The sequence below is a fragment of the Polaromonas sp. CG_23.6 genome (assembly GCF_029892315.1).
In the GTDB taxonomy this organism is placed as follows: Bacteria; Pseudomonadota; Gammaproteobacteria; order Burkholderiales; family Burkholderiaceae_C; genus Polaromonas.
Map to the genome: position 1 here is coordinate 3896703 of NZ_JARXUY010000001.1, position 19312 is coordinate 3916014.

General features: G+C 60.5%; 19 protein-coding genes. 8 read left to right on the forward strand and 11 right to left on the reverse strand.

What is annotated here, in order from left to right; translation table 11 throughout:
- Nucleotides 1–18: 18 nt before the first annotated feature.
- Nucleotides 19–1050: a DctP family TRAP transporter solute-binding subunit gene (locus tag H4V98_RS18430; protein WP_280757806.1), complete on the forward strand. Its 1032-nt coding sequence runs from the start codon at nt 19–21 to the stop codon at nt 1048–1050.
- 212 nt (nt 1051–1262) lie between these two features.
- Here H4V98_RS18430 and rnk read toward each other — a convergent pair whose 3' ends face one another.
- The 7 genes from rnk to H4V98_RS18465 form a co-directional block, all read right to left on the reverse strand.
- Complete coding sequence (gene rnk, locus H4V98_RS18435) at nt 1263–1673, reverse strand: nucleoside diphosphate kinase regulator (protein ID WP_280757807.1); 411 nt, start codon at nt 1671–1673, stop codon at nt 1263–1265.
- A 301-nt stretch (nt 1674–1974) separates the two neighbouring features.
- Nucleotides 1975–2712, reverse strand: coding sequence for an amino acid ABC transporter ATP-binding protein (locus tag H4V98_RS18440; protein WP_196862024.1), 738 nt, complete (start codon nt 2710–2712; stop codon nt 1975–1977).
- A 45-nt stretch (nt 2713–2757) separates the two neighbouring features.
- A complete protein-coding gene (locus tag H4V98_RS18445) occupies nt 2758–3426 on the reverse strand; it encodes an amino acid ABC transporter permease (RefSeq protein WP_280757808.1) in 669 nt (222 codons plus the stop codon).
- Nucleotide 3427: 1 nt separating this feature from the next.
- A complete protein-coding gene (locus H4V98_RS18450) occupies nt 3428–4150 on the reverse strand; it encodes an amino acid ABC transporter permease (protein WP_196862022.1) in 723 nt (240 codons plus the stop codon).
- 107 nt (nt 4151–4257) lie between these two features.
- A complete protein-coding gene (locus H4V98_RS18455) occupies nt 4258–5157 on the reverse strand; it encodes a transporter substrate-binding domain-containing protein (RefSeq protein WP_280757809.1) in 900 nt (299 codons plus the stop codon).
- Between the two features lie 401 nt (nt 5158–5558).
- Complete coding sequence (locus H4V98_RS18460; RefSeq protein WP_196862020.1) at nt 5559–6539, reverse strand: LysR substrate-binding domain-containing protein; 981 nt, start codon at nt 6537–6539, stop codon at nt 5559–5561.
- A gap of 118 nt (nt 6540–6657) precedes the next feature.
- Nucleotides 6658–8523, reverse strand: a complete 1866-nt coding sequence (locus H4V98_RS18465) for an ABC transporter ATP-binding protein/permease (RefSeq protein WP_280757810.1) — start codon at nt 8521–8523, stop codon at nt 6658–6660.
- 47 nt (nt 8524–8570) lie between these two features.
- Between H4V98_RS18465 and H4V98_RS18470 the strand changes: the two genes are divergently transcribed.
- From H4V98_RS18470 to H4V98_RS18485, 4 genes are all read left to right on the forward strand, one after another.
- Complete coding sequence (locus H4V98_RS18470; protein ID WP_280757811.1) at nt 8571–9026, forward strand: acyl-CoA thioesterase; 456 nt, start codon at nt 8571–8573, stop codon at nt 9024–9026.
- Between the two features lie 87 nt (nt 9027–9113).
- Entirely contained in the window at nt 9114–9644 is a 531-nt protein-coding gene (locus H4V98_RS18475; protein ID WP_280757812.1) for an MgtC/SapB family protein, read from the forward strand.
- A gap of 153 nt (nt 9645–9797) precedes the next feature.
- Nucleotides 9798–10754, forward strand: a complete 957-nt coding sequence (locus tag H4V98_RS18480) for a complex I NDUFA9 subunit family protein (protein WP_196862018.1) — start codon at nt 9798–9800, stop codon at nt 10752–10754.
- 43 nt (nt 10755–10797) lie between these two features.
- Nucleotides 10798–11481: a glutathione S-transferase family protein gene (locus H4V98_RS18485; protein ID WP_280757813.1), complete on the forward strand. Its 684-nt coding sequence runs from the start codon at nt 10798–10800 to the stop codon at nt 11479–11481.
- 18 nt (nt 11482–11499) lie between these two features.
- Here the strand turns inward: H4V98_RS18485 and H4V98_RS18490 are convergent, their stop codons facing one another.
- A complete protein-coding gene (locus tag H4V98_RS18490; RefSeq protein ID WP_196862016.1) occupies nt 11500–11730 on the reverse strand; it encodes a hypothetical protein in 231 nt (76 codons plus the stop codon).
- A gap of 285 nt (nt 11731–12015) precedes the next feature.
- Between H4V98_RS18490 and H4V98_RS18495 the strand changes: the two genes are divergently transcribed.
- The gene (locus tag H4V98_RS18495) at nt 12016–13302 is read left to right on the forward strand and encodes a multifunctional CCA addition/repair protein (protein ID WP_280757814.1); all 1287 of its coding nucleotides are present in this window, start codon (nt 12016–12018) and stop codon (nt 13300–13302) included.
- 4 nt (nt 13303–13306) lie between these two features.
- On the opposite strand, the gene H4V98_RS18500 is transcribed toward H4V98_RS18495, so the two are convergent.
- Together H4V98_RS18500 and H4V98_RS18505 are read right to left on the reverse strand one after the other, a co-directional pair.
- The gene (locus tag H4V98_RS18500) at nt 13307–13798 is read right to left on the reverse strand and encodes a thioesterase family protein (RefSeq protein WP_196862014.1); all 492 of its coding nucleotides are present in this window, start codon (nt 13796–13798) and stop codon (nt 13307–13309) included.
- Between the two features lie 150 nt (nt 13799–13948).
- A complete protein-coding gene (locus H4V98_RS18505; protein WP_196862013.1) occupies nt 13949–14473 on the reverse strand; it encodes a phasin family protein in 525 nt (174 codons plus the stop codon).
- 239 nt (nt 14474–14712) lie between these two features.
- Here H4V98_RS18505 and H4V98_RS18510 point away from each other — a divergent pair, with 239 nt between their 5' ends.
- The gene (locus tag H4V98_RS18510; protein WP_231374554.1) at nt 14713–16143 is read left to right on the forward strand and encodes a phospholipase D-like domain-containing protein; all 1431 of its coding nucleotides are present in this window, start codon (nt 14713–14715) and stop codon (nt 16141–16143) included.
- Nucleotides 16144–16183: 40 nt separating this feature from the next.
- Here H4V98_RS18510 and kdsA read toward each other — a convergent pair whose 3' ends face one another.
- Complete coding sequence (gene kdsA / locus H4V98_RS18515) at nt 16184–17026, reverse strand: 3-deoxy-8-phosphooctulonate synthase (protein ID WP_280757815.1); 843 nt, start codon at nt 17024–17026, stop codon at nt 16184–16186.
- A 540-nt stretch (nt 17027–17566) separates the two neighbouring features.
- Between kdsA and H4V98_RS18520 the strand changes: the two genes are divergently transcribed.
- On the forward strand, nt 17567–19261 hold the full coding sequence (locus H4V98_RS18520) for an L-lactate permease (protein WP_196862011.1): 1695 nt from the start codon (nt 17567–17569) through the stop codon (nt 19259–19261).
- Nucleotides 19262–19312: the final 51 nt, after the last annotated feature.

A 19312-nucleotide genomic window follows, 5' to 3' on the forward strand; every position in this document is an offset into this window, starting at 1 on the left:
ACCCAAGGAGACTTCCCCATGAAACGCAAGAATTTTCTCGGCCTGGCACTGGCCGCCACCGCGCTGGCCTTCAGCGTTGCCGCGCCCGCGCAAACGGCGTACAAGTCCGAATACAAGATGTCGCTGGTGCTCGGGCCCGCTTATCCGTGGGGCAAGGGCGGTGAAATCTGGGCAAATCTGGTCAAGGAACGCACGCAGGGCCGCATCAACATCAAGCTGTACCCGGGGGTGTCACTCCTCCAGGGCGACCAGACGCGTGAATTCAGCGCCATTCGCCAGGGCGTGATCGACCTGGCCGTTGGCTCGACCATCAATTGGTCGCCGCAGGTCAAGGAACTGAATTTGTTCTCGCTGCCCTTCCTGATGCCCGACTATGCGGCGATGGATGCGCTGACGCAGGGCGAGGTTGGCAAGGAGATTTTCAAGATCATCGACAAGGCCGGCGTGATGCCGCTGGCGTGGGGCGAAAACGGCTACCGCGAGATCAGCAACTCCAAGCTGGCCATCAAGAAGCCGGAAGACCTGAAGGGCCTGAAAATCCGCGTCGTCGGCTCGCCGCTGTTTCTGGACACCTTCACGGCACTGGGCGCAAACCCGACCCAGATGAGCTGGGCCGATGCCCAGCCGGCGCTCGCCACGAGCGCAGTCGATGGCCAGGAAAACCCGATCGCCATTTATACCGCCGCCAAGCTCCACACCATGGCGCAGAAATACGTCACGATGTGGGGTTATGTCGCCGACCCGCTGATCTTTGTCGTCAACAAGGACATCTGGGCGTCGTGGACGCCAGCCGACCAGGCCATCGTCAAGCAGGCCGCAGTGGATGCCGGCAAGCAGGAAATCGCCATTGCCCGCAAGGGCCTGGTCGAAGCCGACAAGCCCCTGCTCAAGGACATCGCCGCCAACGGCGTGACCGTGACGCAACTCAGCCCGTCCGAACGTGAAGCCTTTGTCATGGCGACGCGCCCGGTGTATGACAAGTGGAAAAACCAGATTGGTGCCAACCTGGTCAATACGGCTGAAAAATCGATTGCCGCGCGCAAGCCATAAGCGCTGTGCCGAATGCCAAAAGCCCCGGTTTTCGGGGCTTTTTTTTGCTCGAACGGCGGGAATTTTTGGCTGATGCGAAATCATCCTCGCCTTCCATCACAGCATTCGACAGATTTTTACTCCTGAATTTATAGCTGCTCGCGCAGACACAGCAAGCGCAAAATGCCTTTTTAATGATGAACCCATCGTTTGCGGGTCCAAACCTGTCCGCGTCAGCGCAGGTAGTCGCCGTTTTCTTCCGGTTGAAAAACAATCTTGAGGATTTTTGCCGAGGCCGGTTCGCCACCGGGTGTGCTCCAGCGGGCGGTCTGGCCCTTTGCCATGCCCAGCAAGGCCGTACCGACCGGAGACAACACCGACACAAAACCGGTGTTCGAATCGGTATCGGGCGGATAGCACAGTGTCAGGGTGCGTTCCTCGCCCAGCATTTCGTCGGCGATCAGCACCCGGGAGTTCATGGTCACCCGATGGGGCGGCACGTCATAGGAAGAAACCAGTTCGGCACTGTCGATCACCGACGCCAGCTCGGCCGCAAACGCCATGTCGGGATGGTTGAGCAGCTTGCTGATACGAACCTGATCGAGTTCGGTCAGAACGCGTGGGGGCTGTGGGGAAGTAGCCATGAATGAACTCCTGAATCAAAAAGCCGGAACAGGCTTACCGGCAAGCCAGCGCTGTAAACGAGGCCCGGTGATCCAGAAAAAAGCGCAAACAAGTCAAGGGAGGATGGATCGCCGGGCACCACAATGTGTCACAGGATGGTGCGGCCACTGCGGCGGGCAACCCCCTGCCCCTGCGCGAACCGCCACGGGGGCAGCAGGCGCATGAGCGATGGCATGGAGGGTGAAAGTGAACGTGGGCTGCATAAAGGTTCATCCTAGCATCCACTCTTGTGCAGCGAAAGAGGACCAGTCCCCTTTGGGCTCAATGCGACAGGATCTTGTTCAAAAAGTCCTTGGTGCGTTCCTGGCGGTTTTCCGGATGGCTGAAGAACTCGTCTTTTGAGCAGTCTTCCAGAATCTTGCCGCCCACGTCCATGAAGATCACGCGGCTGCCGACCTTCTTGGCAAAACCCATCTCGTGGGTGACGACCATCATGGTCATGCCGTCGGTGGCCAGGCCCATCATGCAGTCGAGCACCTCGCCGACCATTTCGGGGTCAAGCGCCGAGGTGGGCTCGTCGAACAGCATGGCAATCGGGTCCATGCTCAACGCCCGGGCAATGGCCACGCGCTGCTGCTGTCCGCCCGACAACTGACCGGGAAACTTGTCCTTGTGCAACATCAGGCCGACGCGGTCCAGGTATTTCAGGCCATGCGATTTCGCTTCGTCAGGCTTGCGGCCCAGCACCTTGACCTGCGCCAAGGTCAGGTTCTCGGTCACGCTCAGGTGCGGGAAAAGCTCGAAATTCTGGAACACCATGCCAACCCTGGAGCGCAGCTTGGGAAGGTCGGTCTTCGGGTCATGCACCGCTTGGCCATCAACAAAAATCTGGCCTTTCTGGAATGGCTCCAGGGCGTTGATGACCTTGATCAGCGTCGATTTTCCCGAGCCCGAAGGCCCGCAAACCACGACGACTTCGCCTTTTTCAATGCGGGTGCTGCATTTGTTCAGCACTTGCACATCACCGTACCATTTGGAAACTTCCTTCAACTCAATCATCTTTTTCTCCGATGTTCTCTTGGGTGTTACTGTATCAAGCTGGGGTTAGCGGATGATGGCAATGCGGTTGTTCAGCCGCTTGACCATCCAGGACAGGCTGTAGCACAGCACGAAATAAACCACGGCAGCCAGCAGGTACGACTCTTCAGGCCGGCCGTAAATCTTGCCAGCGGTGGTGAAGCCCTTGAGCAGGTCGTAGGCACCAATGGCATAGACCAGCGAGGTGTCCTGGAACAGGATGATGGTCTGCGTCAGCAGCACCGGCACCATGTTGCGAAAGGCCTGCGGCAGGATGATCAGCCGCATGTTCTGCCCGTAAGTCATGCCCAGCGCCCGCCCGGCATTCACCTGGCCGCGCGAGATTGACTGGATGCCGGCACGCACGATTTCGCTGAAATACGCTGCCTCGAAGGCGATGAAGGTGATGGTGGCCGAAAGCTCCGCGCCAATGGGGCGGCCAATGATGGTCGGCACCAGCAGGAAGAACCACAGAATCACCATGACCAGCGGAATCGATCGCATGCCGTTGACATAGATGGTGGCGGGAATCGCCAGCAACTTGCTGCCCGACAGGCGCATCAGTGCCAGCAGCGTGCCCAATACGATGCCGCCCAGCGTGGCGATCACGGTGAGTTGCACGCTGAACAAAAAGCCGTTGATGACGAACCTGGACAAGATGTCCCAGTTCAGAAAAGTCAGGTCAAATCCGAACATGTCAGTGTCCTCCGCCGGTAGCGCCGACCACGATCAGGCCCGGTATCTGCATTTTCTTTTCGACCAGCGCCATCAGCCGGTTCACCGCAAAAGCGGAAATCGCGTAAAGCGCGGTGACGGCAATGTAGATCTCAATGCCGCGCGAGGTTTCTTCCTGCGCCTGCATGGCAAACATGGTGAGTTCGGCAATTGACACGGCAAATGCCACCGACGAGTTTTTCAGCAGGTTCATCGACTCGCTGGTCAGTGGCGGCATGATGATGCGAAAAGCCATCGGCAGGATCACGTAGCGATAAGTCTGCACTGTCGAAAAGCCCAGCGCCATGCCGGCATATCGCTGGCCGCGCGGCAGCGCCTGAACGCCAGCGCGCACCTGCTCGGCAATACGCGCCGAAGTAAAGAAGCCCAGCGCCAGTACCACCAGAACAAAACCGGGCACGTCCTTCATGGCGGGGAACATCTTGGGTACGACGAAATACCACAGAAAAATCTGCACCAGCAGCGGAATGTTTCGAAACAGCTCGACCCAGACATTGCCCAGCCGCACCAGCCACGGGCTGTTCGGCAGGGTGCGCAAGGTGCCCATCAGCGAACCGAAGATCATGGCGACAACCCAGGAGGCGATGGCCACCGACAAGGTCCAGCCCCAGGCGGTCATCATCCACTCCAGGTAGGTGCGTCCGCCACCGTCATCATTTAAAAAAACTTTCCAATCCCACGTCATGGTGACTCCTGCCTGTTGTGATTTGCCAGCTGATTAATTCCCCGGGTCAAACAACAAACCCCGCCAGCGTGAACACGAGCGGGGTCTTTTGACCTTGAAGTCCAGTATTACTTCGTGGCGTAATTTTCCATCGGCTTGTCGTTCGGCGTGGCCCAGGCCTCTTTGGTGCTTTCGCTCACGGGGAGGCCGACGCGGGTGTTTCTCGGTGGAATCGGCTGCATGAACCACTTGTCCCAGAGCTTGTTGATTTCGCCGTTCTTGATCAGGGCGTCAATGGTGTTGTCGCCAATCTTTTTCAGGTTGACGTCGTCTTTGCGAACCATGATGGCGATCGGCTCGACGCTGAGCACTTCGCCCACGATCTTGAAATCAGCCGGATTCTTGGAAGTCGCAATATTGCCTGCGAGGATCGCTCCATCCATGACAAACGCATCAGCGCGGCCCGATTCCAGCAGCAGGAAGCTGTCGGAGTGGTCCTTGCCATAAATTTCCTTGAAATCAACGCCCGTGGCGCGCTGGTTCTTGCGCAGCGTCTGCACCGACGTGGTTCCGGTGGTGGTGGCGACGCTCTTGCCGTTGAGCTGGGCAATCGAGGTAATGCCTGAATTGGCCTTCACCGCGATACGAACTTCCTCGACGAAGGTAGTGTGCAGGAAGGAAACATCCTTGGCGCGGGTTGCATTGTTGGTGGTGGAGCCGCATTCGATGTCGACCGTGCCGTTTTGCACCAGCGGAATCCGGTTCTGCGACGTGACCGGCAGGAATTTGACTTCAAGTTTGCGGCCAACCTCTTTTTCGAGGTTGGCAATGATGCGGTTGCAGATTTCGACGTGGTAACCGACGTATCTACCATCACCCAGGGTATAGGACAGGGCGCCTGACGAATCGCGAACCCCCATGGTGACAACGCCGGAAGCCTTGGCCTTGGCGACGGTATCGGTCGCCTGGGCAAAAGCTGCGCCTGACGCGAACAACGCGAGCGCCAGAGTGGCTGTCTTGAATTTCATGAAATCTCCTGTGATGAAACAATTGGAAAAACTATTCTATAGAGCCGACAGCAAGGCCGTGCCAAGGTTTACCCGCTCTGGCAACATGACCCTACCACCCGGGCATCGCCTGCAAATACCTGCTTTCCAGCTTTAAAACCGGACTTGCAAGCATCTCTTTCTCAAAAGCAATCTTTGTGCCGTTCACTTTTTGATGCCCCAACTGCGCATCGGGTGGCGCTTTGAAAAAAATCTCATCTCCAAAAAATCTCTTGTTGATAAAAAGACAAAGAGTGTGACCATTCTCGGGTGATGAATCGCATCAAAAATCGAGCGTAACGGACTGTAATTTTACTGTTCCGAAACCGCAAATGCTATTTGTGCGAAAAACTATGCAAAATATTTATAACACCCCCGGGTTGTTACCTAATTGCGGGCAATGGCTTGGCGGGCGCCGTCAAGACACCCAGGCCAACTGCATTGCCCTTGCTGTCGGCCTGCGACTGCAAATAAATCCACAAATCCTGGGCGTGGCGTTTGGCAGCATTCCGCGCGTTCGGGCGTTCACGGTAGACCCGGACCTCCATGGTCATTTCAAGGCCCGCGCCGGCACGGACCAGTTTGCGGGAACGAAGCTCTTTTCTCACGGCGCTGAGGGGGAGAAATGCCACGCCATGCCCTTCCAGCGCCATGGCTTTCAGCCCCTCGGCCATGTCGGTCTCGTACACCCGGTCGAGATGGATGGGGACGCCTGACTGCTTGAGGACCAGTTCCACCATGTGTCCCAGATACGCTCCAGGCGCATAGCCCAGGTAAGGCAGGGGCTGGCCGGCGTTTCCGGGAAGCCGGAATTCGGGCGTGCCATCGGCATTGGCCCGACAAAACGGCGCCAGCACTTCCTGACCCAGCAGCACCATCTCGTAGCGATCGGCGTTTAACTGGATGGGCTGCGAGTCATGATGGTAGGAAATCAGGAGGTCGCAATTGCCTTCGGTCAGCCGCAGCACTGCGTCATGCACGTTGAGCGCAATCAGCCGGCTTTTGATCGGGCCGAACTTGTCGCGCAGGCTGCTGACCCACGCGGGAAAGAAGGTGAAAGCCAGCGTGTGCGGCACGGCAAACTCGATGAAGTCCTGGCCTGCCGCCGTGTGGCCACGCAGCATGGCCCGGGTGGACTGCAGGCCCTGCAGCATTTCCAGCGACTGGTTGTAAAGCGTCTTGCCGGCCGGCGTCAGCCGTGTCGGGTAAGAGCTTCGGTCCACCAAATCAGTGCCGGCCCAGGCTTCGAGCGCCTGGATGCGCCGCGAAAAAGCCGGCTGCGTGACATGCCGCAGTTGCGCGGACCGGCTGAAGCTGCGGGTTTCAGCGAGCGAGACAAAATCTTCCAGCCATTTGGTTTCCATGCCCGGATTATGCGGCGGGAAACTGTGCAGGCGGCGTGCATTGCACCGTCAAAAGCAACAATGGGCCGGCGCTCATTGAATCATATTTTGATAGCTGAATATGCCCGTCATTAAAGCGCTAGACGCCGATTTCATCCAGAATTCGTTCGCTGGCCTGCTGCTGCATGGCCCACATGTCGGCATACCGGCCATTCGCTGTCAGCAAGGCGGTGTGGCTGCCTCGCTCGACGATGCGGCCGGCATCCATCACCAGGATTTCATGCGCATCGACCACGGTGGACAGCCGGTGCGCAATCACCAGCGTGGTCTTGTTCTGCGCGGCGGTGCGCAATTCACTCTGGATGGCGCGCTCGTTGGCCGAGTCCAGCGCTGACGTGGCCTCGTCAAAAATCACCACCGGCGGGTTTTTCAGCAGCGTGCGGGCAATCGCCACGCGCTGCTTTTCGCCGCCCGACAGCTTCAGGCCGCGCTCGCCGACCATCGTCTGGTAGCCCGTCGGCGTCGAGACGATGAAATCGTGGATGCGCGCAGCCCTGGCGGCTTGCTCGACCTCTTCGTGCGTCGCGCCGGGTTTGCCATAGGCGATGTTGTATTCGACCGTGTCGTTGAACAGCACCGTGTCCTGCGGCACGATGCCGATCGCCTGGCGCACGCTGGCCTGCGTGACCTGCTTGATGTCCTGGCCGGCAATTGTGATGCAGCCCTGCTGCACGTCGTAAAAGCGGTACAGCAGCCGCGCCAGCGTGGACTTTCCGGCACCTGACGACCCGACCACGGCCACGGTCTTGCCGGGCGGAATTTCAAAGCTCACGTTGTGCAAAATCGGCCGCGCCGGGCTGTAGGCGAAGCTGACGTTTTCAAACCGCACGGCCGGTGTGGCCTCTATATGCAGCGGCTGCGCGCCCGGCTCGTCGGCAATTTCACGTTCGCGCTCCATCAGCGTGAACATCTTTTCCAGATCGGTCAGGCTTTGCTTGATCTCGCGGTAAATCACGCCCAGGAAACCCAGCGGAATGTAGAGCTGGATCATGAAGGCGTTGACCATCACCAGGTCGCCCAGCGTCATTCGGCCATCGACCACGCCCTGCGTGGCGCGCCAGAGCATCGCCACCAGGCCAAAGGCAATAATCAGCTGCTGGCCGGCGTTGAGCATGCTCAGCGTGCGCTGGCTGGTGATGGCGGCGGCGCGGTAGCGCACCAGGTTTTCGTCGTAGCGCCTGGCTTCGAACTCTTCGTTGTTGAAATACTTGACGGTTTCGTAATTCAGGAGCGAGTCCATGGCACGGCTGCTGGCCATCGAATCCAGCTCGTTCATGGTCTTGCGAAACTGCGTGCGCCAGTTGGTCACCAGCACGGTGAAGGTGATGTAGAACACCAGCGCAATCAGGGTGATGCCGGCAAACCAGACATCGAACTTGACCGCCAGCAGGCTGAGCACCAGCGTCACCTCGATCAGCGTCGGGATGATGCTGTAGAGCGAATACGAGATCAGCGAATGCACGCCGCGTGTGCCGCGCTCGATGTCGCGTGTCATGCCGCCGGTTTGCCGCTCCAGGTGAAAGCGCAGGCTGAGCGCATGCAGGTGCCGGAACACTTCGAGCGAAATGCGCCGCGCCGCGCCTTCGGTGGCCTTGGCAAACACCAGTTCGCGCAGTTCGGTGAACAGCGTGGTCGACAGCCGCAGCAGTCCGTACGCCAGCAGCAAGGCAATCGGCACGACCAGCACTGCCTGCACGTCGCCAGGCTTGAGACTCAGGGTATCGACCAGGTCTTTGAGCAGCAGCGGCACGCCGACGTTGGCCAGCTTGGCGCCGACCATGAAGGCCAGCGCGGCCATGGCGCGCCACTTGTATTCCCACAGGTAGGGAAACAGCCTTTTCAGCGTTGCCCAGTCGGAACGCACAGGCGCGGGCGCGGCCATGGCGCCCGGGGTCGCCACGGCAGGCGCCGGGTAGGAATCAGCAGTGGAAGCTCGGGAGCGCATAAGTCACAATCATTGGAGTCATTTTTCAAACCTCAGAGATTGTGCCTATGTCCCTCGAATCAAGCGCCCTGCCGGCCAATACCGCGGCCACCCTCGACCTGGAAACCCGCGCCCTGCACGGCCAGTTGCCGACCGACAAGGAACTGGTGCTGAAGGTCATTCCAATGCCGCGCGACTGCAATGCCAACGGCGACATTTTTGGCGGCTGGGTGATGGCGCAGGTGGACCTGGCGGGCGCGGTGCTGCCGGCACGCTATGTCGATGGCCGCATGGCAACCGTGGCCGTCAACCAGTTCATCTTCAAGCAGCCGGTGCGGGTTGGCGACATCTTGTCGTTCTTTGCCACCGTGACGCGCATCGGCAACACCTCGATCACGGTGCAGGTCGAGGTGTTTGCCGAAGGTTTCCGGGCGCAGGGCCGTTATTACAAGGTCACCGAAGCCAGCCTGACCTACGTGGCGATTGACGACGCCGGCAAACCTCAAAAGATCGCCAAGCCTTGATTGCTATTTAATAAATAGCATCTTATGCACGCCAGATAAGCGCAAAAAGCACTTTTAATATAAAACAGTTGACGACAAGGAGTTGGCATGAGTTCAGGCACGTGGCAGGAGGTGGCTCAAACCATCGCCTCTGAATTTTCCGACCTGCCCGATGCCGCGCAGGTCACCCGCATCTTGCTTCGCCTGACGCTGGCGGCCCTGCTGGGCGGCTTGCTGGGGATTGAGCGCGAGCAAAAGGGCAAGGCCGCTGGCGTGCGCACCCACATGCTGGTGGCCATGGGCGCCGCGCTGTTCGTGCTGCTGTCGCAGCAGTCGGGCATGGAAGACGATGCCGTCAGCCGCGTCATGCAAGGCATCATCGCCGGCATCGGCTTCCTGGGCGCGGGCACCATCCTCAAGGGCGACAACGAAGACAAGGTCAGGGGCCTGACGACGGCCGCCGGCATCTGGCTGACCGCTGCCATAGGCGTGGCCGCCGGCATGGGGCGCGAGTCCACGGCCGTGCTCAGCACGCTGCTGGCGCTGGCCGTGTTGGCCCTGATGCCGCGGCTGGTCAGGCTGCTTGAAAAACCCGAAGCGCTGGTGGTCGATGAAACTGCCGGCCAGGACAGGCCTTGAGTCCGCCGGCAAGCAGCGTCAGCCGGTGGTGGTGTGCGGTTATTCAGGCGGACCACTCGAATCGGCCCGCGTTTGTCGGCCACTTGCAGGCATGAAGCGCTAAAAGAAAAGGTTTTCAGGGAAAACCACGGCAAACACGCTAAATTAGGCCCTATGAAAAAATTTCTGATCTTCGGCGGAACCGGCTTTGTCGGTACCCAGGTTTGCGAAAAACTCAACCAGATGCAATGCCGCGTGACCGTGGCCACGCGCCGCCGCGACAGCGCCCGGCACCTGCAATTGCTGCCGCTGGTGGACGTGGCAGAAATTGACATCAATGACGCGGCCGCCCTGGCAGCACTGGTGGCCGGGCACGATGCGGTGGTCAACCTGATTGCCATCCTGCACGGCTCGGAAGACGCATTTCAAAAGGTGCATGTGCAGTGGCCGCTGAACCTGGTGCGCGCCTGCAAGACCGCCGGCGTGCGGCGGCTGGTACACATCAGCGCATTGGGCGCTTCCACCGAATCGGCATCGATGTACCAGCGCAGCAAAGCGCGCGGCGAAGCCGCCCTGCTCGGTTCGGGGCTGGACGTCACAGTGCTGCGCCCCAGCGTCATTTTTGGTGCGGGCGACAAGTTCCTCAACACCTTCGCCAGTCTGCAGCAGGTGTTTCCGGTGATTCCGCTGGCCGGCAGCAACGCGCGCTTCCAGCCGGTGTGGGTCGGCGACGTGGCCAGCGCCGTGGTGCAATGCCTGCAGGACACTGACACCATCGGCCAGGTGTATGAAGCCTGCGGCCCCGATGTGTTCACGCTGCGCCAGCTGGTGCAGCTGGCCGGCCGCTACGCCGGCATCGGCCAGGGCAACGGCCGGCCGGTGATCGGGCTGCCCAACGCACTGGCGCGGGTGCAGGCGTTTTTCATGGAGCTTGCGCCTGGCGACCCGGTGCTCAGCCGCGACAACCTCGACGCCATGAAGACCGACAACGTCGCCAGCGGCAAACTGCCCGGACTGCAGGCGCTGGGCATCACGCCGGCGTCGCTGGCGGCAATTGGCCCGACTTACCTGGGCGCGCGGGGTTTGCGCAGCGGCCTGATGGCAAAACGCAAAACCTCCGGCCGGTTCTGAACCGTTGCCTGGCTCCCGAACTTTGCCCTCACCAGAAAACCCCATGCTCAAGCTCTACATCGGCAACAAAAACTACTCGTCCTGGTCGATGCGGCCCTGGGTGCTGCTCACGCAGGCCGAGATTGCGTTTGATGAAATCTTCGTCCGTTTCGATTCGTTTGACGAAGGTTCGGACTTCAGAAAGCAGATCAGCACCGTCAGCCCGGTGGGCAAGGTGCCGGTGCTGGACGACGACGGGTTCAAGGTGTGGGACACGCTGGCGATTGCCGAATACCTGGCCGAGCGTTTTCCTGAAAAGAACCTCTGGCCGCAAGCCGTTCAGGCCAGGGCGCGGGCGCGCAGCATCTGCGCCGAAATGCACAGCGGCTTTGCCGCCCTGCGCAGCGCCTGCCCGATGAACATTGAAGCCAACCTGGCAGACACCGGTGCGTTGATCTGGCGCGACAAGCCTGCGGTGCGCACCGACGTGGCACGCCTGGTCGCCATGTGGCGCGAACTGCTGGCCGGACACGAGGGGCCCATGCTGTTTGGCGACTTCTGCATAGCCGACGCTTTTTTCGCGCCGGTCTGCATGCGGCTTAAAACCTACGCCCTGCCGGTGCCCGACGACATTGCCGCCTACATCGAACGCTTGTCCGCCATGCCCGGCGTCAAGGCCTGGACAGCCGGCGCGCTGGCAGAAAACGACTTTCGCGAATTCGAGGAACCGTACCGGCTGCAACGCTGACCTGGCGCACGCCGGGCATCAAGCCTGCGCTTTCATGGCCCCGCGAATGTTCATCGCCGCCAGGCAGACCTGCAACACGATGAGTGCTGGCGCGCCGGTGTGAACGCCCCAGACGATCCACAGCACATTGCTGGCCAGAAACAGCCAGAAGCCCCAGTTGCGCTTGCCTTTGTGGCTCGACGCCACATACCAGGCCGCCACCACGGTGACCAGCATGGCCGGCCATTGCACCAGGTTCAGCAGGTCCATGCGGACTCCTGGCTGGCGGCGCCCGGCAGGCAAGGCGGCAGGCGGTGCGTCAGGAAGATGGGACGGGGATTTTCAGGGTTGGGGAAAAGCATGGCGATGGTGTCCACCTAAAAGCAGTCCGGCCACACGGTATGGCGAGGCCCGGGGAACCGATAGCATCCCCGCAGCAAAGAGCAGCCAATGCTGGTGATTTTCGACAAATGCCGTAGGAAATTGGCGCTTGGGACAACGGGGCAACTGCGTGCCGGAGCAGGGCCGCCCTTGTGCAGACGCTAAACTGCCTGCATGAAAATCTACATGGTCGGCGGCGCGGTGCGCGACAAATTGCTGGGCCTGCCCGTACAAGACCACGACTGGGTGGTGGTGGGCGCCACGCCGCAAGCCCTGACGGCGCAGGGTTTCCTGCCAGTTGGCAAAGACTTTCCGGTGTTTTTGCATCCACAGACGCGTGAAGAATATGCATTGGCGCGCACCGAGCGCAACAGCGCGCGCGGCTACCGGGGCTTTACCGTCCATGCCGCGCCCGATGTGACGCTGGAGCAGGATCTGGCACGACGCGACCTGACTATCAATTCCATAGCTGCTCCCGCCCACTCACAAAGCGCCAATGGTACTTTTGAGCCTGATTTCGATGCGCTGGTCGATCCCTACGGCGGCCAGCGCGACTTGCAGGCCAAAGTATTGCGCCATGTCACCGACGCGTTTCGCGAAGACCCGGTGCGCATCTTGCGGCTGGCGCGGTTTGCGGCACGCTTTGCCGACTTTTCCATCGCGTCCGAAACGCTGGCGATGATGTGCGACATGGTGGACGATGGCGAAGTCGATGCGCTGGTGCCCGAGCGCGTCTGGCAGGAACTGGCGCGCGGGCTGATGGAGCGCACGCCCTCGCGCATGCTCGAGGTGCTGCGCGAGTGCGGCGCGCTGCGCCACCTGCTGCCCGAAGTGGACCGGCTCTGGGGCGTGCCGCAGCGCGCCGAATACCACCCGGAAATCGACACCGGCGTTCACCTGCTGATGGTGCTGGACATGGCCGCGCAGCTCGACGCGCCGCTGCCGGTGCGCTTTGCCTGCCTGTGCCACGACCTGGGCAAGGGATTAACGCCAGCCGACGTGTTGCCGCGCCACATCGGCCACGAGGAGCGCAGCGCCAAATTGCTCAAGGGCGTGTGCCAGCGCCTGCGCGTACCCGTGGAGTGCCGCGAAATTGCCGACGTGGTGGCGCGCGAGCATGGCAACATCCACCGCAGCGCAGACTTCAGCCCCGCCGCCATGGTGCGTTTGCTGGAGCGTTGCGACGCATTTCGCAAGCCGCAACGCTTTGCCGACATCTTGCTGGCTTGCGAATGCGATGCGCGCGGCCGCCTGGGGTTGCAGGAATCAAGCTATCCGCAGCGCCCCCGGCTGCTGGCAGCGCTGGCGGCAGCCCAGAGCGTGGCAACCGATCAGGTCGCCGACCAGGCCATGGCGGCTGGCCAGAGTGGCCCGAAGATTGGCGAGTGGATTCACCGGGCGCGGGTGGAGGCCGTCGGCCAGCACCTGGTTTTTGCATCCGCGCTTGCGGCGTCGCCCTGAGCCCTCAGGAAACGATGTAGGCCGCTGCCCCGGTCGAGAGCAGCGTGCCGTCTGCGCCTAAAAATTCCATGCGCGTGCTGGCAACGCGCGAGCCCAGGCGCATCACTTCGGCGCGCAACTCGAAATGCACACCAATGCCGGGGCGCAGGTAATCGACGCGCAAATCAATCGTGCCGAGCTTGTGAAAGCGCTGCAGCCGCTGCTCCGGGGTGTCGTTCATGTGCCGGGCACCCATCGCCACCATCACCGCCAGCCCGCCCATGGCGTCCAGTCCGGCGCTGATGACGCCGCCATGAATACGGTTGTAGGCCGGATGGCCGATGAGTTCGTGCCGCATGTCGATGCGGGCGGTGACGCGGTCGGCCTTGAGCGAGGTGATCTTCAGTCCGAGCATCTGGTTGAAAACAATTTTTTCTTCGAAGATGGCTTTGAGTCCGGTGATGAACTCCTCTTCAAACTCGGGCAGGGGCGCGGCAGCGGTCAAATGTTGGGTCATGGCGTGCATTGTCCGCGAGCACTTGCCGGACCGTAAGGGCTTTGCAGCGCACCGGACCTTAAAAACTGCCATCGTGCCAAAAAAAACGGCACCCGAAGGTGCCGCAGTTTGATGCCGGGGCGTTGAAAGCCCCGGTTTTTTTGTCAGTGCTTACTCGGCTTTTTGACCAGCGGTGGACAGCGAGGCCATGTTGGACTCGACCATTTGCGCAGCCTGCTTGGCGCTTTTCTGGGCGGTTTCAACAGCATTGTTGCCGGCCGTCATGGCGGACTTGATGACTTCAACGGCGGCTTCGGAACCGGCTGGTGCATTCTTCAGCGAGGTTTCCAGCAGTTCGGTGACGGTCTTTTGCGATTCAGCGCTGGCCGCTTCGAACACCTTGGTGAAATCGGCGCTGCTGCCGGACACGATGTCGTACAGGTGGCGGCTGTAGGAAGCTGCTTTTTCAGCCATTGGCTTGGCCATGTCCGATTGCAGGGACATCAGACCCTGGACGTCCTTGACTTCGGTCAGGGCTTGCAGGTGGCTGATGGACTCGCCGATCATGGCTTTCGAAGCGGCCATGTTCAACTCGATCAGCTTTTCAAAGCTGGCGAATGTTTTTTCAGACAGTCCGGCAAAGGCTTCGACGTTGGATTTTTGGGTGGCGATCAGCTGGTCGTTGTTGAAGTTCATGGTAGCTCCTTGGGTTGAGATTAAAAAATGTTGCAGTGCAGCAATTACACCATTACATGTCATTTAATGCAAGCCCACTTTTTATTCGTAGTTGTAAACAGTAAAAACCCTCGCACTTTTCGGCATGGCTTGATGACCATGGCCACCCCTTGTTGACGATATAGTGGTTCGATGCCTACCCGCCCGTTTCGACCCATGCCAACCGTTGCCAGCCGAATGCACTGCCAGCCGCTGGCTTCATGATGCCTCGCCTGCATGAATTCCTGAGCCATTGGGGGTTGACGGTTCATGGCCTGGTGACGCTGGCGGGCCTGGTGGTGTATGTCATCGCCTCGCATACCCGGCGCCAGCGCAGGCATCCGTCAGCTGCCATCGCCTGGGTGGTGTCGCTCGCCTTGATGCCTTATTTGGCGCTGCCGCTGTACCTGTTGTTCGGCAGCCGCAAGGTGACGCGCGGGCCGCTGTTGCGCGACACGCCCGCCCTGCCGGTCAATATGCCGGCACTGAATGCGCCGGCGTATCGCTTCCAGCAGCTGGCCGCTGCCATGGGCCTGCCGCCCGCTGCGGCCTACGAGCAGCTGGCCATTCACCAAAATGGAAAGGAAGCGCTGGCTGCACTTCGCAGCGTGCTGCTGGAGGCCAGGCAAACGCTGGACATCTGCACGTTTTTGATCGGTCGCGACGCCCTGGGGCGTGAAGTCAGCGACCTGCTGATGCAGCAGGCGCGCCGCGGCGTGCGGGTGCGGCTGCTGGTGGACGGCATTGGCGTGTACCTGGGTGGACGGCCCGACTTGAAGCCGCTGTCGGCAGCCGGCGTGCAGGTGGCGCTGTTCGTTTCGCCATTTCGCTCGCCGCTGCCCGGCCGCACCAACCTGCGCAATCACCGCAAGATGGTGGTGGCAGATGGCCATCGCATGTGGTCCGGCGGGCGCAACCTGGCAGCGGAATATTTTGTTGGCGACGCGGCCGGCCAGCCGCCAAGAGCGCCCTGGATCGACCTCAGCTTTGACTTTCGCGGCGACCTGGCGCGCCAGGCGCAGCAGCGCTTTGACCAGGACTGGGACTTTGCCACGCAGGCAGTGAAGAAGGTTCGGCCCTCACCCTCACTCGCGCTGGCCGGGCCGACCTTCGACGTGGCGGGTGCACAGCTGATTGCCAGCGGTCCTGACCAGGCAGAGGACACGCTGTATTCGTTGCTGATCGCCAGCTGCTTCACGGCGCGCAGCCGCATCCTGCTGATCACGCCTTACTTTGTGCCTGATTCCACGTTGCTGATGGCGCTGACGCTGGCCGCCCGGCGCGGTGTGGCCGTTGACCTGATCATGCCGCGCCGTTCCAACCACATGCTGGCCGACATGGCGCGGCCGGCCGCCCTGCGCGAAATGGCGGCCGCAGGCGCCAGCGTCTGGCTGGTCGATGGAATGGTCCATGCCAAGGCCATCGTCATCGACACCGAACTGGCGCTGGCCGGATCAGCCAACCTCGATGAGCGCAGCCTGTTTCTGAATTACGAGTTGATGATTGCTTTTTTCAGACCCGCCGATGTGCATCGCTTTGCCTGCTGGATCGAGCAGCAGCGCGCCATGGCCCGGCTGTACCGGGCAAAAGTCCCCAGTGCAATGGTCGAGTTTTCAGAAGGCTTGATTCGCTGGCTGGCGTTTCAGCTTTGAGCGTCGCGCGGCGCAGAACATCCGTTCCCGGTCAGTGCGCTTATTTGATCGGTAAGGGCGCGAATGACTTCACCAGATCATCGAGCGCCTTCATCTGCGCCAGGAAAGGCTCCAATTGGTCCAGCGGCAAGGCGCTCGGCCCGTCGCATCGGGCGTTATCAGGATCAGGATGCGCCTCCAGAAACAGGCCTGCCAGCCCCACCGCCAGGCCAGCGCGCGCCAGTTCGGCCACCTGCTGGCGACGACCGCCAGACGCCGCGCCTCCGGGGTCGCGCTGCTGGAGCGCGTGTGTGACATCAAAAATGATCGGCAAGTCGTTGCAAGCCTTTTTCATCACGCCGAAACCCAGCATGTCCACCACCAGGTTGTCGTAACCGAAACAGGTGCCACGGTCGCACAAAATCAGCTGCTCGTTGCCGGCTTCCCTGAACTTTTCGACGATATTGCCCACCTGCGCGGGGCTGAGGAACTGCGGCTTCTTGATGTTGATGACCCGTCCTGTCCTGGCCAGCGCCACCACCAGATCGGTTTGCCGCGCCAGAAAGGCGGGCAGCTGCAGCACATCGACCACCTCGGCGACAGGCGCAGCCTGCCAGGTCTCGTGTACATCGGTGATCAGCGGAACGCCGAATTCCGCCTTCACCGCTTCAAAAATCCGCAAGCCTTCTTCCAGTCCCGGGCCACGGTAGGAATGGATGGACGAACGATTGGCCTTGTCAAAGCTGGCCTTGAAAACGTAGGGAATGCCCAGCTTTTGGGTGACGCGCACATATTCCGCGCACGAGCGCAGCGCCAGGTCACGCGACTCAAGGACGTTGATGCCGCCGAACAGCACGAAGCTGCCAGCGTTGCTGACGTTGATGTGGTTGTTGATGGTGATCAAGTGAGTCTCCAGACAGTCAAATTTTTCATAAGGTTTCTTGAAATCATTCAATGAACCGAGGCTGTTGGACCTAGCAAAAGCATTCCACCAAGACAAGGCTCGGCGGCAGACCTTGATTGCTATTGTCTGTCCAGTTCAGATCACCACTTGTTGATAACCAGTTTGCAGCGCTCATCAGCGCAGAAATTTTTTGTTACTCTTTTTGGATGACTATCAAGCCCCCCCCGGTACAGCGCAGTCCACCAGCCTATGCGATACCTTGCACTGCCTTGGTTGTGTTTTACCTTTCCAAAAATTCCGACACAAAGACCTACAAAGTTTCTTGAATCGACTTGCCAACAACACTCAAACTAAGTGTGACGCTTTGTTTCTATAGTCTGGACACGTATTGAAGTGCCCTGGCAGCCAAGCCGCTTGTCCAATCCTCCAAGATCGAGAAAATCGACCCCCTTAACCCTTACCCCTCAGGAGACACTTCATGACACTACAGCAGCTACCCGCCTTTTTTGGCAAGTCCTACCTTTTTGTCGGGCTTGCGGCATGAACCAGACCCTCCTCTCCCTTCTGGCGTTTGCGCCACTTGTGCTGGCGGCCGTGCTGCTGGTCGGCCTGAACTGGCCGGCCAAGCGGGCCATGCCGGTGGTGCTGCTGGTCACGGTGCTGATTGCACTGACCGCATGGGACATGTCGGTCAACCGCGTGCTGGCGTCGAGCCTTCAGGGCTTGATACTGACGGGCGCCATCCTCTGGATCATCTTTGGCGCCATATTGCTGCTCAACACGCTGAAACACTCCGGTGCCATCAGGGCCATACGCGGCGGCTTTTCCAACATCAGCCCGGACCGCCGGGTTCAGGTCATCATCGTGGCGTGGCTGTTTGGCTGCTTCATCGAAGGGGCCTCCGGGTTTGGCACGCCGGCTGCCGTCGCTGCGCCGTTGCTAGTGGCACTGGGCTTTCCCGCCATGGGCGCGGTGATGCTGGGCATGATGGTGCAGTCAACCCCCGTGTCATTCGGCGCGGTGGGCACGCCCATCGTTGTCGGTGTATCGGGCGGGCTGGACAAGGCCGGCATTTCCCAGCAGCTGCTGGACAAGGGTTCGGACTGGGAAACGTTTTACCGGCTGATCACGTCGGAAGTCGCCATCACGCATGCCCTCATCGGCATTGCGATGCCGCTGCTGATGTGCGTGATGCTGACGCGGTTCTTTGGCCGCAACAAATCCTGGACTGAAGGTTTGGCGATAGCGCCTTTTGCGCTGTTTGCGGGCCTTTCCTTTGTGATTCCCTATGCGGCGGCAGGTGTCTTTCTCGGCCCCGAGTTCCCCTCCATCATTGGCGCACTGGTGGGCCTGTTGATCGTGGTGCCCGCCGCCAAGGCAGGTTTTCTGCTGCCCAAAAAGACCTGGGATTTTGCCGATGCCAAGGACTGGCCCGAGCAGTGGATGGGCAGCATCCAGATCAAGCTGGACGACATGACGGCCAAGGCGCCCATGTCTGTCGGCCTGGCCTGGCTGCCCTACCTGCTGCTGGCCGGCCTGCTGGTGCTGTCGCGCGTCAATGCGGATGTGAAGGGATTCTTTCTCAACAACCTGGCGCTGGGCTGGAAAAATATTCTGGGCGAGACCGGCTTGTCGGGCAGCATTGAATTTTTATACCTGCCAGGCGGAATCATGGTGATGGTGGTGCTGGCAACATTCGTGTTGCAGCGCATGAAGTTCCGGGAACTCCAGGCCGCGGTCAGCGAGTCGTCGCGCACGCTGCTGGGCGCCGGTTTCGTGCTGATCTTCACCATTCCCATGGTGCGGATCCTGATCAACTCGGGCGTCAACCTGGGCGGCCTGCCATCCATGCCACGGGCCATGGCCGAACTGGTGGCCAGCGGCGTGGGCCATGTCTATCCGTTCTTCGCCCCAGCGATCGGCGCACTGGGCGCCTTCATTGCCGGCTCGAACACGGTGTCGAACCTGATGCTGGCGCAGTTCCAGTTTGACACCGCCCACCTGATCGGCGTCTCGGGAGCCATGCTGGTGGCCGCGCAGGCCGTGGGCGCCGCAGCAGGCAACATGATCGCCATCCACAATGTGGTGGCGGCTTCGGCCACGGTCGGGCTGCTGGGACGTGAAGGCGCCGTGCTGCGCATGACCATCATTCCCACCATCTACTACCTGATCATGGCCGGCCTGCTGACGCTGATTGCCATCCATGTCGTCGGCGTTACCGATGCGCTGATGTAATTCCCATTCCTGCGCAGGTGCATCGCGCACCTGTTGGACATTAAAAAAAGC